14 protein-coding genes and 1 pseudogene are annotated in these 14,191 nt (G+C 42.1%); 12 read left to right on the top strand and 3 right to left on the bottom strand.

The window, feature by feature from the left end; translation table 11 throughout:
- Nucleotides 1-193 precede the first annotated feature (193 nt).
- The 8 genes from B3Q46_RS07425 (at nucleotide 194) to rdgB (ending at nucleotide 8,850) form a co-directional block, all read left to right on the top strand.
- A complete protein-coding gene (locus B3Q46_RS07425; protein WP_104426629.1) occupies nucleotides 194-2,446 on the top strand; it encodes a TonB-dependent receptor in 2,253 nt (750 codons plus the stop codon).
- Nucleotides 2,447-2,517: 71 nt separating this feature from the next.
- The gene (locus tag B3Q46_RS07420; RefSeq protein ID WP_004781981.1) at nucleotides 2,518-3,201 is read left to right on the top strand and encodes a Fe2+-dependent dioxygenase; all 684 of its coding nucleotides are present in this window, start codon (nucleotides 2,518-2,520) and stop codon (nucleotides 3,199-3,201) included.
- Between the two features lie 428 nt (nucleotides 3,202-3,629).
- Complete coding sequence (gene leuA / locus B3Q46_RS07415) at nucleotides 3,630-5,327, top strand: 2-isopropylmalate synthase (RefSeq protein WP_286714063.1); 1,698 nt, start codon at nucleotides 3,630-3,632, stop codon at nucleotides 5,325-5,327.
- 112 nt (nucleotides 5,328-5,439) lie between these two features.
- Entirely contained in the window at nucleotides 5,440-6,600 is a 1,161-nt protein-coding gene (gene metX / locus B3Q46_RS07410; protein WP_004781977.1) for a homoserine O-succinyltransferase MetX, read from the top strand.
- Nucleotides 6,600-7,193 carry a methionine biosynthesis protein MetW gene (gene metW, locus B3Q46_RS07405; RefSeq protein ID WP_004781976.1) on the top strand — a complete coding sequence of 198 codons (594 nt, stop codon included), beginning with the start codon at nucleotides 6,600-6,602 and terminating at the stop codon, nucleotides 7,191-7,193. Before metX ends, metW begins: the two co-directional genes overlap by 1 nt.
- Nucleotides 7,190-7,780: a tetratricopeptide repeat protein gene (locus B3Q46_RS07400; RefSeq protein ID WP_004781974.1), complete on the top strand. Its 591-nt coding sequence runs from the start codon at nucleotides 7,190-7,192 to the stop codon at nucleotides 7,778-7,780. The genes metW and B3Q46_RS07400 overlap by 4 nt, the downstream gene beginning before the upstream one ends.
- A gap of 106 nt (nucleotides 7,781-7,886) precedes the next feature.
- Nucleotides 7,887-8,117, top strand: coding sequence for a hypothetical protein (locus B3Q46_RS07395; protein WP_286714062.1), 231 nt, complete (start codon nucleotides 7,887-7,889; stop codon nucleotides 8,115-8,117).
- 106 nt (nucleotides 8,118-8,223) lie between these two features.
- Nucleotides 8,224-8,850: an RdgB/HAM1 family non-canonical purine NTP pyrophosphatase gene (rdgB, locus tag B3Q46_RS07390; RefSeq protein WP_004781971.1), complete on the top strand. Its 627-nt coding sequence runs from the start codon at nucleotides 8,224-8,226 to the stop codon at nucleotides 8,848-8,850.
- A 258-nt stretch (nucleotides 8,851-9,108) separates the two neighbouring features.
- Here the strand turns inward: rdgB and B3Q46_RS07385 are convergent, their stop codons facing one another.
- Together B3Q46_RS07385 and B3Q46_RS07380 are read right to left on the bottom strand one after the other, a co-directional pair.
- Nucleotides 9,109-9,990, bottom strand: coding sequence for a hypothetical protein (locus tag B3Q46_RS07385; RefSeq protein ID WP_004781969.1), 882 nt, complete (start codon nucleotides 9,988-9,990; stop codon nucleotides 9,109-9,111).
- A gap of 112 nt (nucleotides 9,991-10,102) precedes the next feature.
- Nucleotides 10,103-10,885, bottom strand: coding sequence for an NRDE family protein (locus B3Q46_RS07380; RefSeq protein WP_004781968.1), 783 nt, complete (start codon nucleotides 10,883-10,885; stop codon nucleotides 10,103-10,105).
- A gap of 93 nt (nucleotides 10,886-10,978) precedes the next feature.
- On the opposite strand from B3Q46_RS07380, the gene lgt reads away from it, so the two are divergent.
- The 3 genes from lgt (at nucleotide 10,979) to B3Q46_RS07365 (ending at nucleotide 12,652) form a co-directional block, all read left to right on the top strand.
- On the top strand, nucleotides 10,979-11,791 hold the full coding sequence (lgt, locus tag B3Q46_RS07375; RefSeq protein WP_004781966.1) for a prolipoprotein diacylglyceryl transferase: 813 nt from the start codon (nucleotides 10,979-10,981) through the stop codon (nucleotides 11,789-11,791).
- 89 nt (nucleotides 11,792-11,880) lie between these two features.
- On the top strand, nucleotides 11,881-12,273 hold the full coding sequence (locus tag B3Q46_RS07370) for a hypothetical protein (protein ID WP_004781964.1): 393 nt from the start codon (nucleotides 11,881-11,883) through the stop codon (nucleotides 12,271-12,273).
- The gene (locus tag B3Q46_RS07365; RefSeq protein WP_004781963.1) at nucleotides 12,266-12,652 is read left to right on the top strand and encodes a hypothetical protein; all 387 of its coding nucleotides are present in this window, start codon (nucleotides 12,266-12,268) and stop codon (nucleotides 12,650-12,652) included. The genes B3Q46_RS07370 and B3Q46_RS07365 overlap by 8 nt, the downstream gene beginning before the upstream one ends.
- Before the next feature lie 49 nt (nucleotides 12,653-12,701).
- Here B3Q46_RS07365 and B3Q46_RS07360 read toward each other — a convergent pair whose 3' ends face one another.
- Complete coding sequence (locus tag B3Q46_RS07360; protein WP_004781961.1) at nucleotides 12,702-13,247, bottom strand: CHAP domain-containing protein; 546 nt, start codon at nucleotides 13,245-13,247, stop codon at nucleotides 12,702-12,704.
- A gap of 285 nt (nucleotides 13,248-13,532) precedes the next feature.
- Between B3Q46_RS07360 and B3Q46_RS07355 the strand changes: the two are divergent.
- A pseudogene (locus B3Q46_RS07355) lies at nucleotides 13,533-14,191 on the top strand (IS5 family transposase); the annotation flags it as partial.

The following is a 14,191-nucleotide window of genomic DNA, read 5'->3' as shown; positions in this document are numbered from 1 at the left end:
AAAGATAATAATCTATTAATCAGATTTAGTTTAAATACATTAACTTAGAAACATTTTGATACACTATAACATCGCTAAAGGCAATTAATATAATTTTTAAAATCGTCATTTCCTATCTAAAAGTAATTCTTAATTTAAATAAGAATTATTATTATTCGCATACATAAATTTTATGCTTTTTTCGGGTTCCCACATGTCGTTTATCAAATCACGTAAAAAACTCGTTTCATCGGCGATTGCCTCTTCCCTCTCGATCGTAACTGTAAATGCTGTGGCTGATGAAAATGTGGTCAAGCTCGAAACTATTCATCAAGAAGTTAAAGCTGAACAGACACCAAGTTTAAAAGTAGATAATTCCGCAAATAAGAAATTTGTTGCACCCTTACTGAATACACCTAAATCTGTATCAGTCATTTCTAAACAACTGATTGAAGACACTCAAGTCACTACACTTTCTGATGCTTTACGTACTGTACCGGGTATTACCTTGGGTGCGGGTGAAGGCGGCAACCCGAATGGCGACCGTCCATTTATCCGTGGCTATAGCTCTGAAAGCTCAATGTATTTAGATGGTATTCGTAATTCAACCTCACAAAACCGTGAAATGTTTGCCATAGAACAAGTTGAAGTCACCAAAGGTTCTGCTTCTGCTATGGGTGGTGCAGGTACTGTTGGCGGTAGCATCAACATGATTTCTAAAGTGGCCAAAAAAGGTGACTTTTTAGAAGGTACTATTGCTGGCGGTACAGATGCTTACGCACGTGTGACGCTTGATGGCAACAAAGATTTTGGCAATGGGATTGCTACACGTGTTGCCGTTATGGGCCACATGAATGAGAAAGCAGGTCAATCTGATGGTGCTGAATATAAACGTGCTGGTATTGCCCCTAGTATTACTTTCGGCTTAGACACCCCTACTCGTGCAACTTTAAGTTATTACTATTTAAAATCGGATGATACTCCCGATTCAGGTATACCATATTGGGATGCTGGTTTAGGTAAACCACAAGGTAAACCTGCGGAAGTAAAACAAGGCGTTTATTATGGTTGGAAAGATCGTGACTTCCAAAAACAAGAGAACCAAGCAGGGACAATCAAGTTAGAACATGATTTAACTGACAATCTAACCGTTACAAACACTGCAATGTACAGCAAATCTAAAAATGATTATGTCTGGACAAACCCTGATGATTCTAAAGGCAATGTAGCTAATGGCCAAGTATGGCATCGTCAAAACTCTGCCATCACAGATAGCGATACCTTTACAAATCAATTAGCATTGATAGGTAAATTTGCTACAGGTGCCATTAATCATAGCTTTAATGTTGGTGCTGAATACAGCAAGCAAGAAACTGACAAAGGTGGTTATAACATCATTAACAGTAAAGATGGCAAAGTTTCCTCAACTGGGTTTTACAGCGACTGTAAAGACCTTTCAAGCAATTGGTGTACTTCTCTAAACAATCCAACTCAAAAACCATTTTTAGATCGTCTAGAAGCCCGCCAAGACTTTGATGCCACGGTTGAAAGCACTTCTGTATATTTATTAGATAGTATTGAAATCACACCACAATGGTTACTTGATCTTGGTGTGCGCTGGGACAAGTTTGAAGCTGCACAAAACTTTCGTGCTACATCTTCAGCTGCTGCATATACAGCTAACAATGATTCAGACTTTTTTACATATCAATCAGGTATAACCTTTAAACCTGTTGAAAATGGTTCAATTTATGCAAGTTATGCTACCTCTGCCAGTCCTGTTGGCTTAAATGCTGGTTGGGGAGATAACAGCGAAACCATAAATGCTAATAACCAAATGATCGATCCAGAAGAAGCACAAACTTACGAGTTAGGTACTAAGTGGGACTTGTTAAATGATCGTTTGAATTTAACAGCAGCGATCTTCCGTACTGAAAAACAAAATACTCGTGTACAACTTGACCCAACAACTTATGCGAATGTAGGTGAAAGTAAAGTTGATGGTGTTGAATTAGGATTAAATGGTCAAATTACCGATAAATGGGATATTTCGGCAGGTTATACTTATCTTAATAGTGAATTAACAAAAAATGGTAAATCATGCCGTGGTTCAGGTTCAACAGCAACTTGTACAGATAATGCCATTTATAATGGCAACCAAATGCCTAATGTACCTAAACAAGCAGCAACATTATGGACTACCTATAAGATATTGCCGCAATTAACTTTGGGTGGTGGTGCAGTATATTCAGACAAAGTTTATGGTGATGTTGCAAACATCAAATGGGCTCCATCTTATGTACGCTACGATGCTATGGCGCGTTATAACGTTAACAAAAATGTGGATTTACAGTTGAATGTAAATAACCTTTCTGACAAACGTTACTTCACTAAAGCCTATGCTTCTCACTATGCTACTGAAGCAGAAGGACGTAGTGCAGTGTTAGCAGTCAACTTTAAATATTAATTCAATGCAACCGCATAGCCTCCTGATGGGGGCTATGTTATTTTTAAAAGACGATTATTCAGGGGTTTCTCGTGCTGCATCATATTCCAAATGTACTGAGCAAAGAACAGGTGCAATATTTCCGTGAGGAGATGAATAAGATTGAGTGGGTCAATGGCAAGGTTACCGCGGGTACGCTCTCTGCCACCGTGAAACAGAATCAGCAATTACCTGAAGATCATTCACTCACTCATCATCTCAGCAATATTATTCTGGAATCGCTGGGACAGCATGCTCTGTTTTTATCGGCGGCGATTCCACTGGATATTATTCCCCCGCTTTTTAACCGCTATGAAAATAATGAATCTTTCGGCTTTCATGTCGACAATTCAATTCGTCGTATTCGCGGCAGCAGTGAACGCCTCAGAACGGATTTATCCTGTACGGTTTTTTTAAGCGAGCCGGACGAATATGTCGGTGGTGAACTGGTAGTCGAAGACACTTACGGTTATCACGAAGTAAAATTGCCTGCCGGCGATATGATTCTTTATCCATCCACCAGCCTGCATGAAGTTACGCCAATCAGTTCCGGTTGTCGAATTGCTTCATTTTTTTGGGTACAAAGCATGATCAGGGATGATGCAGAGCGGCATATGTTGTTTAATCTGGATCAGAGTATTCAAAACTTGAGAATGCAGCTGGGTGATCAGCATGCAGAAGTTATGAAACTGACCAACCTGTATCATAATTTAATGCGTAAATGGGCTGAACTTTAAAAGAGGCTCTGTCTTCAATGATCTTTAAAAACAACTGGATCTATTGTTTATTAAAATATACTGAGTTGTGGCACAATTGAACGTAATAAATAACGCTTTATGTCCAAATTAAGAAAATATAAAATACAATATTTAGAATAAGTGAAAATATTTTTCAATTCTTAAAGTTTATAAGAAAATCTTTATTAACATACGACTAAAATCCATAGAAAAAGCAAAAACTTTTCACGTTTTCTGGACTAAAATTAATCTTATAGGTTCACCATGCAGGTGTCTGGTCGATCCTGATGATCAAGACTTTAAAAAATACAGGATTGATCTTATTTACCCACACCTGCCTGTAAACGAATATATAGACAAAATCTATACTGTAGACCGAGCAACTGCTGCACCAAGCGAATTTGCCAGGCTACCTAAGGAGCTCTCTCATGATGTTGGCTGATCCAAGTAAAAAATACCGTCGCATGTATCAACGTGTGGACTTACCAGACCGTCAATGGCCGAACAATGAAATCACTAAAGCGCCAATCTGGATGAGTACTGACCTGCGTGATGGTAACCAGGCGATCTTCGAGCCAATGAACATCGAGCAGAAGTTCAAAATGTTCCAGATGTTGGTAAAAATCGGTTTCAAACATATTGAAATCGGCTTCCCTTCTGCATCTCAAATTGATTTCGACTTCACCCGTAAATTGATTGAAGAAGGTCATATTCCGGCTGATGTTTACATTGAAGTACTGGTTCAGGCACGTGACCATTTGATCGCACGTACTTTTGAATCTTTACAAGGTGCGAAACGCGCAATCGTGCATATCTACAACTCTAACTCTCCAACCTTCCGTCAAAAAGTGTTGAACGTAGATGTTGAAGGTGCAAAACAGTTAGCGATTAATGCAGCGCAAAAAGTGAAAGAATACGCAGCAAAACAGCCTGAAACTGAATTTGTTTTCCAGTACAGCCCTGAATGTTTCTCTGCAACTGAATTGGAAGTGGCGAAAGACGTTTGCGACGCTGTGACTGAAATCTGGGAAGCATCTCCAGAAAACAAAGTGATCTTGAACTTGCCAGCCACTGTCGAAGTCTCTACACCAAACGTGTATGCCGACCAAGTGGAATGGATGCACCGTAACATCGAGCGTCGTGACGGCGTGATCATTTCAGTTCACTGTCACAATGACCGTGGCTGTGGGATCGCAGCGTCTGAATTGGCGATCATGGCCGGTGCTGACCGTGTCGAAGGTTGTGTATTCGGTAATGGTGAGCGTACCGGTAACGTGGACGTGGCAGCAATTGCCTTAAACATGTACACCCAGGGTGTTGCACCAAACTTGGATTTCTCAAACATCAACGAAATCATTGCGACTGTTGAAGAATGTACTGGCTTGCCAGTCCACCCACGTCATCCATATGCGGGTGACTTGGTCTTCACTGCATTCTCTGGTTCACACCAGGATGCAATCAAAAAAGGTTTTGAATTCCAGAAAAACGAAGAAATCTGGGATATGCCGTACTTGCCAATCGATCCGAAAGACCTGGGCCGTGACTATGACGCCGTGATTCGCGTGAACTCACAGTCAGGTAAAGGTGGTATCGCTTACTTGTTAGAATCGAACTATAACGTGACTTTACCACGTCGTTTACAGATCGAATTCTCGCAAATCGTACAGCAAAAAACCGATGAAGATGGTACTGAGATTTCAGCACAAGCGATCTGGACATTGTTTAAAGACACGTATGTTGATGCTAAAGATGCACATTACGCTGCCAAGAACTATAAATTGTCAGATGAAAATGGCAACCAGGTGATTGAGCTAGATGTTGAAGTCAATGGTGAAACTCAGCGCTTACGTGGTGAAGGTAACGGTCCAATCTCTGCGATTTTGGATGCATTACAATTGCCAATTGACGTCTTGAACTATGAAGAACGTAGCATCAGCTCAGGTGCACATGCCAAAGCATTGGCATTGGTTGAACTTCAAGTGAAAGGTACCGGTAAATCCGCCTTTGGTGCTGGTGTCCACGATAACATTGTGACCTCTTCAATTGAAGCGATTATTGCATGTACCAACCGCCTGATCGACCAGGATGTGTTAAGCACTGAACAGATGATTGCTGCTGCCGTCTAAACCCGGTATTTGAATTAGCGATAATTCATAGCAGTAAAAAGACTTTAGAAGGATACCTGCAAATGGTATCCTTTTATTTATTCATACTAAAGATTTAAGGCGAATCATTCCCGTGTCTTTTCCAGCTGACTCAGTGGGCCTTGTTGTCCCACAAAAGTTCCAATTCGAACAGCCGTTAGAGCTTGAATGCGGTCGCATCCTCCCACGTTTTGAACTGATGGTAGAAACTTATGGCGAACTGAATGCCGATAAGTCCAATGCCATTTTGATCTGTCATGCCCTGTCTGGCCATCATCATGCTGCAGGTTATCATCATGAAGATGATAAAAAACCAGGCTGGTGGGATGCCTGTATTGGCCCGGGTAAGGCAATCGATACCAATAAATTCTTTGTGGTGGCGCTAAATAATATCGGCGGTTGTAATGGTTCTACTGGTCCTACCTCTCCTAATCCCGAAAATGATAACCGCCCATATGGTCCAGACTTTCCGCTAGTCACTGTGCGTGACTGGGTGAAAACTCAGGCGATGCTGTCTGACCGTCTGGGGATTGATGTGTGGTATTCCATCATTGGCGGCTCACTCGGGGGCATGCAGGCCTTGCAATGGTCGGTAGATTATCCGGACCGTCTGCAAAAATGCGTGATTATTGCCAGTGCACCGAAACTGTCTGCACAAAATATTGCCTTTAACGAAGTCGCGCGTCAGTCGATTCTGTCTGATCCGGACTTCCATCATGGCCGTTATCTAGAAAATGACAGCTATCCAAAACGAGGCCTGATTCTGGCACGGATGGTCGGTCATATTACCTATCTGTCTGAGGAAGCCATGAAGCAGAAATTTGGCCGTGATTTAAAATCTGGCAAATTCATGTATGGCTTCGATGTGGAATTCCAGGTCGAAAGCTACCTGCGTTATCAGGGTGAACAGTTTAGCCGTAACTTTGATGCCAATACTTATCTGATCATGACCAAAGCACTAGACTACTTTGATCCTTCACGTGAATATCAGCAGTCACTGGTCAAAGCGATGGCGCAAACCAAATGTAAGTTCCTGGTGGTTTCATTTACCACAGACTGGCGGTTCTCACCTTCACGTTCTGTTGAAATCGTAGACGCCTTAATTACCAATAATAAGCCTGTCAGCTATCTGGATATTGATGCTGAGCAAGGCCATGACTCCTTCCTGTTCCCGATTCCTCTGTATGTAAAATCCTTGCGCGCCTTCCTGGGCGGTGAAGAACATCTGCGATCAACACCGAAGGAGGCTGTGTAATGCGTATTGACCAACAACTTGCTGAAAAATGGATCAAGCCCGGTTCACGTATCCTCGACCTCGGTTGTGGTGATGGCGAACTGCTGGCCCATATGAGCAAAAAGCACAATATTCGTGCATATGGATTAGAAATTGATCAAGAAAAGATTGCAATTGCGATCAGTCGCGGGTTAAATATCATCCAGCAGGACTTAAACCTCGGTTTAAGCCGTTTTGCTGACCAGTCTTTTGACTATGTGGTGATGGCACAGGCTTTGCAAGCTGTAGATGCACCAGACGTATTATTGCGTGACATGGTGCGTGTAGGGAAACAGGCCATTATTACCTTTCCAAACTTTGCGCACTGGAAGACTCGTTCTTTCTTGGCATTAAAAGGGAAAATGCCGGTTTCGGAAGCCTTACCCTATATGTGGTATAACACCCCGAACATTCACCTATGTACTTTCCGTGACTTTGAAGCATTATGCGCGGAAAACAACATAAAAATTATTAATCGACTCGCTGTGAATGGGAATCAAGAAGATAGTTTGCTTAGCAAACATCTCCCAAATCTGTTTGGTGAAGTCGCAATTTATCGAGTGAGCGCTCTATGAAAAAATTATTATTAAGTACGACGCTACTGGCTGGACTTTTTGGCATGCAGGCCCATGCCGATTACGTTGCACCAACGCCTTCTGTGGCCAGCCAAGCAGCGCAATATTCAGTAATGGACATTCATAGTCTGACTAAAGCAGCTAAAGCGGGTCAGCCTGGTGCACAATTTTATTTAGCAACCAAATATCAATATGGCAAAGACGTCCAGAAAGATGAACGTCAGGCCTTTGCATGGTACAAAGCTGCTGCCGACCAAGGTCTGGCAGTGGCTCAACTGAATGTTGGCCGTATGCTGGCAGATGGTATTGGTACCAAAAAAGATGAAACACTGGCTCGCCAGTACTTCGAAAAAGCAGCTAGCCGTGGTGATAACCGTGCCAGCTTCAATCTGGCCATGATGGAAGAAAAGAAGAAAAACTACATGGGTGCTTACCAGTGGTATGAACTCTCTACCCGCGATGGCATGCTGGACAATAAAGTGATTACTTTATCTGAAGGTAAGAAAACTGCATTGGCAGCTAACTTAACCCAAGAACAGATCCGTCAGGCACGTGACCGTGCAGACAAATGGATTCAGGCACAATAAGCTAAAATTTTTAAAGAGCACCTTCGGGTGCTTTTTTTATACTTTAAAAAAACTGTAACATATTAAAAATAATAAACTATTTCTAAAGCCTATAAAGGGAATTTACATGAAAAAATTTAAGGGATATGCATCATTGCTGTTATTTTTTCCATTAGTCGCATGTACAGTCTCAACAACTTCTTACAACACTTGGAATAAGCCTGGCATAACTAGATATGAAGTAGATAATGCTCTCGCAAAATGTAAATATGATTTAGGCTTAGCCAAAATTGATGCAATGGATAGAGAAGATATGGTTAATAACTGTATGAAGGCTCAAGGTTTTAGAAATAGATAAAATTAAAAGCACCTTCGGGTGCTTTTTTATTACCGGTTTATTTCACGTAAATTGGCAAGCAAGGTTAAAATAGTCCCTCCCTTAAAGTTCAACAACGAGATTCAACATGACTTCAACTGACTGGTTATCCCAAGGCACACTGGTATTAGCAAGTAATAACAAAGGCAAAATTGCAGAATTCGAAAAGATGTTTGCCGAGCTTAAACTACCGGTTGAAGTGATTCCTCAAGGCAAGCTAAATATCGGAGATGCGATTGAAGACGGTTTAAGCTTCGTAGAAAATGCCATTATCAAGGCGCGTCATGCGTCCAAAATTTCGGGTAAACCAGCCATTGCCGATGACTCAGGAATTTGTGTGCCCGTACTCGGTGGTATGCCAGGAATTTATTCAGCCCGTTTTGCCGGTGAACATGGCAATGATGCAGCCAATAATGAAAAGCTTTTAAACAGACTAAAACCGTTACGCAAAGATGGTGAAGCGATTGAAGGTATGTTTGTGTGTGTACTGGCCTTAGTCCAGCATGCTGAAGATCCACTGCCACAAATTTTCCAGGGCATCTGGAAAGGTGAAATTCTGGAAGCACCACGCGGTGAAAATGGTTTTGGTTATGATCCATTATTCTGGTTACCAGAACTAGGAACTTCTAGTGCGGAACTGAGCAAAGAAGAAAAAAATAAAATTAGCCATCGTGGTCAGGCGATGAAACTGTTTAAGGCGAGTTTGGAAAAATAAATCTAATTCCTAAAAGGAGTCCTCCCTCCTTTTAGGAGGGAGTTAGAGGTCATTCCCTCACCCTTGGGGAGAAGGAGCCCTCCCTTTTTCAAAGGGAGGTTGGGAGGGATTCTTCCATCTCACCCCTTACTTTTTATTCTCATTCATTTCTACAAAGAACTTAATCCTCCTCAATCCCTTCCCTAATAAAGGAAGGACTTTCAAAAACTTTATACCCTCTCTCTAACTCTCTCCCAGAGGGAGAGAGAACTTTTAAATTTATAAACCCGGTACCAACATATGCACCACCACCCCATATACTCCAATCAAAATTGAACTCGCAATCGTTCCTGAAGCGATATATTTGGCTGAATAACCTGTGCCCTGATAATGGGTCTCCAGTGCCACAATATTCGCGGCGGGTGGAAGCAGGAAATACATCATCATCACAGCATAAATCAGGGCTTGATGTGGAATCGGTAACAAGAAATAAGCCCCTGCCGCCAGACCTAGAGCCAGCACAAAACGACCGCTGATCAAGATCAAACTACGTTTTAAATCACTCAGTTGAATCCTGACTTTACTCAGCCACATTCCCAGAATACACATACCGGCAAAAGTCACTAGAAGCTTGTTGGCTGCATAGCCCCATTGAATCAGCGGATGCGCTTCATAGGCACTAAAATCCCAGAAGGACAGAATCGCTGCAATAGAAAGCGCAATCACTGGCGGGGATTTCAGCATATTTTTAATAATGAATTGGGGAGCCTGTTTTTCAGCACTGACTGCCACTACTGCACTGACATTGCCAAATAAGGAACCACCAATATAAAGAGCAACAATAGTATTTAAGGCATCCGGACCAAATACAGCTAAGGCAAAAGGAAAGCCAAGCCAGACCCCATTTAAATAACTAAAACATAATGCCCGCAATTTATCTTTGGAGAAAAGAAAGAACAGGCCAAATAGAAACAGTGAGCTAAAGATACTAAAACCGATCAGCCACAAACTGCCCGGCTTATAAAACACCATGTTGTAAATGACAATCAAGGGAATCAAAAGACGTGCCAGCAAGGCCGCCATGAATGGACGGATCGACTTTAAATAATGAACGCCCCAGAATCCAATCAGAAATGAAATAAGCGGAAGGAGCAATGCCATAGGAAAGCTGAAAATGCGTAGATAGATGGGCTTTATCCTAGCATACCTATCTGTTTTCAGAGTTCACTGTTTAAACTGATCTTTTTATAAATATCATCACCAATACTGTTATTTAGCTAATAATCGGAATAACTTGTTCAACGATCTGTCCTGCTGTTTCACCCTGCTGGGATTTTTCCAGCCACTGCCACTCATCGGTTTTCATTCTCAGGAAATTGGAACAGCGCGTGCCATAAGCCGGACTTTGAATAAAGGTTGAAGACAACAACTGTTCCAGTTCATGTGAAATCCCGGTCTTCGGCAACAACTCCGGAATGATCTTGCGTTCATCTTCCAGAATATCCCAAACGGCATAATAAAGATCAGATTCAGGCATATTTGGATACTGCAGCATGGGCAGAAATTCCTGGGTAAAACGCTTGCGCAGGTGTCGAGTCTTTTCCCAATGTTCCGTGAGCAAGCCATTGGACACTACATACACGCCATGTGCTAGTACTTGTGGTGCCTCACCACGGTTACTCATATAGACTGCCTGCTCTCGATCGCCGACAAACAGGTTAAAGCCCGCATAATCACATTGACATTTTTCCAGTTCTTGAGCAAACCGGATAGGTGTCAATTCGGATTCCAGAAAATGCTGAATGATATGTCCACGTGAAGTTGGGTAGTTATTCTTGTCATTACCATCTCTGAAATTGGTAATCACTGCCCATCGTCCTGAAACCGTTATACCCATCCAGGTACCACCAGACTGAAGATCCTGCCCGGCAATAATCGGACTGTTCTCCCATTCATGTAATGCCTGGGTTGGACGTTGATAGAACTCATCACGATTTGAAATCAGACATAATGGCGTTTCATCCAGAACCCGCCAAGCCAGTGCCACAATACACATAATTGATGCTCTCGATCTTTACACATTGAATGTACAACATTTTTCTTCGCTTTCAGCTAAAATCTGTGCAAAACAGAATCACAAGGAACAGGAATGCTCACCTATCCAAACATAGATCCCGTTGCAATTTCGCTCGGACCTTTGCAAGTCCACTGGTATGGACTGATGTATCTCTTGGCTTTTTTATTTGCCTGGGGACTGGCGACTTATCGCTCTAAACAACGCGGCTGGACACCAGATATGGTCTCGGATCTGATTTTCTTTGGGGCGCTAGGTGTGATCATCGGCGGCCGGGTTGGTTATGTTTTATTCTACGGTTTTTCTCAGTTTTTGGAAAACCCACTCTGGCTGTTCCAGATCTGGACCGGTGGCATGAGTTTCCACGGCGGTTTCCTCGGCGTAATCCTGGCAATGTTATGGTGGTGCAAGAAATACAAAATGGCCTGGTTCCAGACGCTAGACTTTATTGCACCCTGCGTTCCGACAGGTCTGATGTTTGGCCGGATCGGTAACTTTATTGGTGGTGAACTCTATGGCCGTCAAGTGACTGATCCAAACTTTGCCTTGGGCATGATTTTCCCAACTGATCCATTACAACTGGTACGTCATCCCTCACAACTGTATCAGGCGCTCTGTGAAGGCCTGATTCTGTTTATTGTACTGTGGTGGTTCAGTAGCAATCCACGTCCACGTATGGCGGTTTCTGCGGTATTCCTGACCGGCTATGGTCTGGCCCGTTTTATCGTCGAGTTCTTCCGTGAACCGGATAATGGTCAGCTCTTTATTGGCTGGATGAGTAAAGGACAATTCCTGAGCCTGCCAATGATCCTGATTGGTCTGTGGATGCTATGGTACGCCTATCAGAAGAAAGTTTATGACTGGGGTCCACAGAAAAATAACGTATAATTTTTATAAATATTGCGAGGCCTCTGCCTCGCTTTTTTATATTTAAAATATGCTAAAGTGCTTTTTATCTTTTCTGTTCATACATCATCATGCTTGAGTTCTGGTTCAATCCGCAGGTGTCAATCCTAAAAAAACTGCTGTTCTTTGTTGTGATTGCTGCAATTGCCGTAGGTCTGTACTGGATGGAACCTTTGCCTTTAGATGCCATCCTGATGTTTGCCGGTACCGGAATTATTTTCCTGATTTGTCGTTACTGTAAAATTCATTTCGCAGCAAAAAATCCGACTGGCCCGTTCTATCGTGTCCTGACCTGGATTCCGATTGCCTTATTAATCAGCCTGATTTTTATGAACATGAAACAGGGTGAAATCTTGCTGCCAGGCGCTCAGGGAATTGCCTTTATGGCTTTGGCAATCTGCCTGTTTTCGCCTCTGTCTTTGCTTAATCAGAACAAGCCGGATTCAGGTTCACCACATGCTTGAATTCTGGTATTCCGAACACTGCAATCGTCAGCTCAAGCTCATCATTATTATTGCGGTATGTATCGTAATTTACATAGCATCGACTGTAACGAAACTGGGTTCGATATTTGTTGGAATCAGTCTGGCGATTGGAATGCTGATGCACGTCTTGCGTGAATTCAGATTAAAGCTTTCTCCTGAAAATCCTTATGCTGAAGGTTTTCGTGCTTTAACGATGGCGATTCCGATTGTGGCAGTAATTAGCCTGATCGGTTATTTACCCAAAACAGGTGAGATCGGAGAAACTGTAGCGCTAGGTCTACAATGCTTAGGCTTTGTGGCGATTGGACTGTTTATCGTGTCGATTTATAATCAACGTGCGAAACGCTTCGAAGATTGAACCATTTCGCGACTTTCATTTTTAAGTTCTGAAATTTTCAGCGTCGGATTTAAAGATAGGAATCCAGACGGTAATACGTATATTTCACATTGGAATTACGATAGACCGCATAGCCATTCTGTTTAAAATCAGAAACCCAGGCTGAACCAGAATACGCTGCAATATGACCATACTGATGCTGTGAAGTCCGGTCGATAATATAGATATCACCTTTTTTCGGACGGTCAAAAGACAGGTTGATTTTTCGATAGCCCAATTGCTGCAGGGTGTTACCCCAGTCAGCTGCGGCAACAGGATGATTCACAATTTTTGCACCTGAAGACTGCAATCCGACGCGAATACTGCGTGCACATTTCTGTGTACTGGTACTGCGGGTAATGCCTTGCAGGTAGCTGGTGAATTTTTCAATATCGAAACGCTGGCCGTTCATTGCACCGAAAGTCTTGCGAGATTCAGAGTTTTTGTTACGAGCTGACGCAGAGGTATAGCGCTGAGGCTGACGTTTGGAATTTTGTCCCGATTGGGAACGAATTATGACGTTCGCTTGAACAGGAGCATGCACTTCGCTCATATTCACTTGATGATCATAAATCATATTGGACCAAGTACTCCTCGCCTGTAAGTTTGGCTTTCAAATCTTCAACACGCGGTGAATACTAGACGGTTAAATGTTACTTTTCACGTTAAAAATGTAAATATATTTTTCCGCATTTATTTAATTTTACTTAACTTGTTATTTCTTTTAGATTTAAAAAATTTACAATTTTCACAAAAAAGTTATAAATTCGCTACTTTTCAAATTAGGGCGTGTCCTCATTTGAAGAATTGGTTTTAAATACTTAAAATCCTCCTTTGAGTTATTTTTATTTCTATATTTTCAATGGCACGTACTCTTCTTACCGATGATATCTGGCAGCAAATTCAAGATACTATGCGATTACATGGTTGCTACCGTTCAAAGAATAGTAGAAATATCATGGAAGCGATCTTATGGAAACTGCGTACAGGCGCCACATGGCGTGATATTCCTCAAGAATTTTGTCCTTGGCAAACTGCTTATAATCGTTTTAATCGTTGGGCAAGCAAGGGATTGTGGAATAAATTTTTTTTAGATTACGAGGCGTCTTGGATCAAGAATGGGTATTCATTGACGGAAGCTACATACGCGTGCATCAACATGCAAGTGGAGCTCGGCATGGTTTCGAAAGAGCAATTGGACAATCACGCGGTGGACGAACAACAAAAATACATCTTGCAACCGACGCGAATGGATTACCGATTGATTTTAAAATCACTGGGGGTGGCGTCCACGACAGTCAAGTTGCAAAACAACTGATTGATACTGTAGGCGAGGCAACTTATCTCATTGCTGATAAGGGGTATGATGCTGAGCACATTAGAATATATGCCCAGAACAAGGATATGATTCCCATCATTCCAATGAGATCAAATAGTAAAAGATCGAATAAGGAGTTTGATAAATATCTATATAAATTAAGACATTTAGTTGAAAATGTGTTTGCGAGATTGAAGCATTTC

It is taken from the genome of Acinetobacter sp. UBA2581, assembly GCF_002339435.1.
GTDB classification, from domain to species: domain Bacteria; phylum Pseudomonadota; class Gammaproteobacteria; order Pseudomonadales; family Moraxellaceae; genus Acinetobacter; species Acinetobacter variabilis.
Note: the sequence above shows the minus strand (reverse complement) of the source record. Positions and strands in the feature narration are given on the sequence as shown.

Coding starts and splice junctions, on each gene's coding strand:
- B3Q46_RS07425 (WP_104426629.1), top strand. CDS start 194: ATGTCGTTTATCAAATCACGTAAAAAACTCGTTTCATCGGCGATTGCC.
- leuA (WP_286714063.1), top strand. CDS start 3,630: ATGATGTTGGCTGATCCAAGTAAAAAATACCGTCGCATGTATCAACGT.
- metW (WP_004781976.1), top strand. CDS start 6,600: ATGCGTATTGACCAACAACTTGCTGAAAAATGGATCAAGCCCGGTTCA.
- B3Q46_RS07400 (WP_004781974.1), top strand. CDS start 7,190: ATGAAAAAATTATTATTAAGTACGACGCTACTGGCTGGACTTTTTGGC.
- B3Q46_RS07395 (WP_286714062.1), top strand. CDS start 7,887: ATGAAAAAATTTAAGGGATATGCATCATTGCTGTTATTTTTTCCATTA.
- rdgB (WP_004781971.1), top strand. CDS start 8,224: ATGACTTCAACTGACTGGTTATCCCAAGGCACACTGGTATTAGCAAGT.
- B3Q46_RS07385 (WP_004781969.1), bottom strand. CDS start 9,990: ATGGCATTGCTCCTTCCGCTTATTTCATTTCTGATTGGATTCTGGGGC.
- B3Q46_RS07380 (WP_004781968.1), bottom strand. CDS start 10,885: ATGTGTATTGTGGCACTGGCTTGGCGGGTTCTGGATGAAACGCCATTA.
- lgt (WP_004781966.1), top strand. CDS start 10,979: ATGCTCACCTATCCAAACATAGATCCCGTTGCAATTTCGCTCGGACCT.
- B3Q46_RS07370 (WP_004781964.1), top strand. CDS start 11,881: ATGCTTGAGTTCTGGTTCAATCCGCAGGTGTCAATCCTAAAAAAACTG.
- B3Q46_RS07365 (WP_004781963.1), top strand. CDS start 12,266: ATGCTTGAATTCTGGTATTCCGAACACTGCAATCGTCAGCTCAAGCTC.
- B3Q46_RS07360 (WP_004781961.1), bottom strand. CDS start 13,247: ATGATTTATGATCATCAAGTGAATATGAGCGAAGTGCATGCTCCTGTT.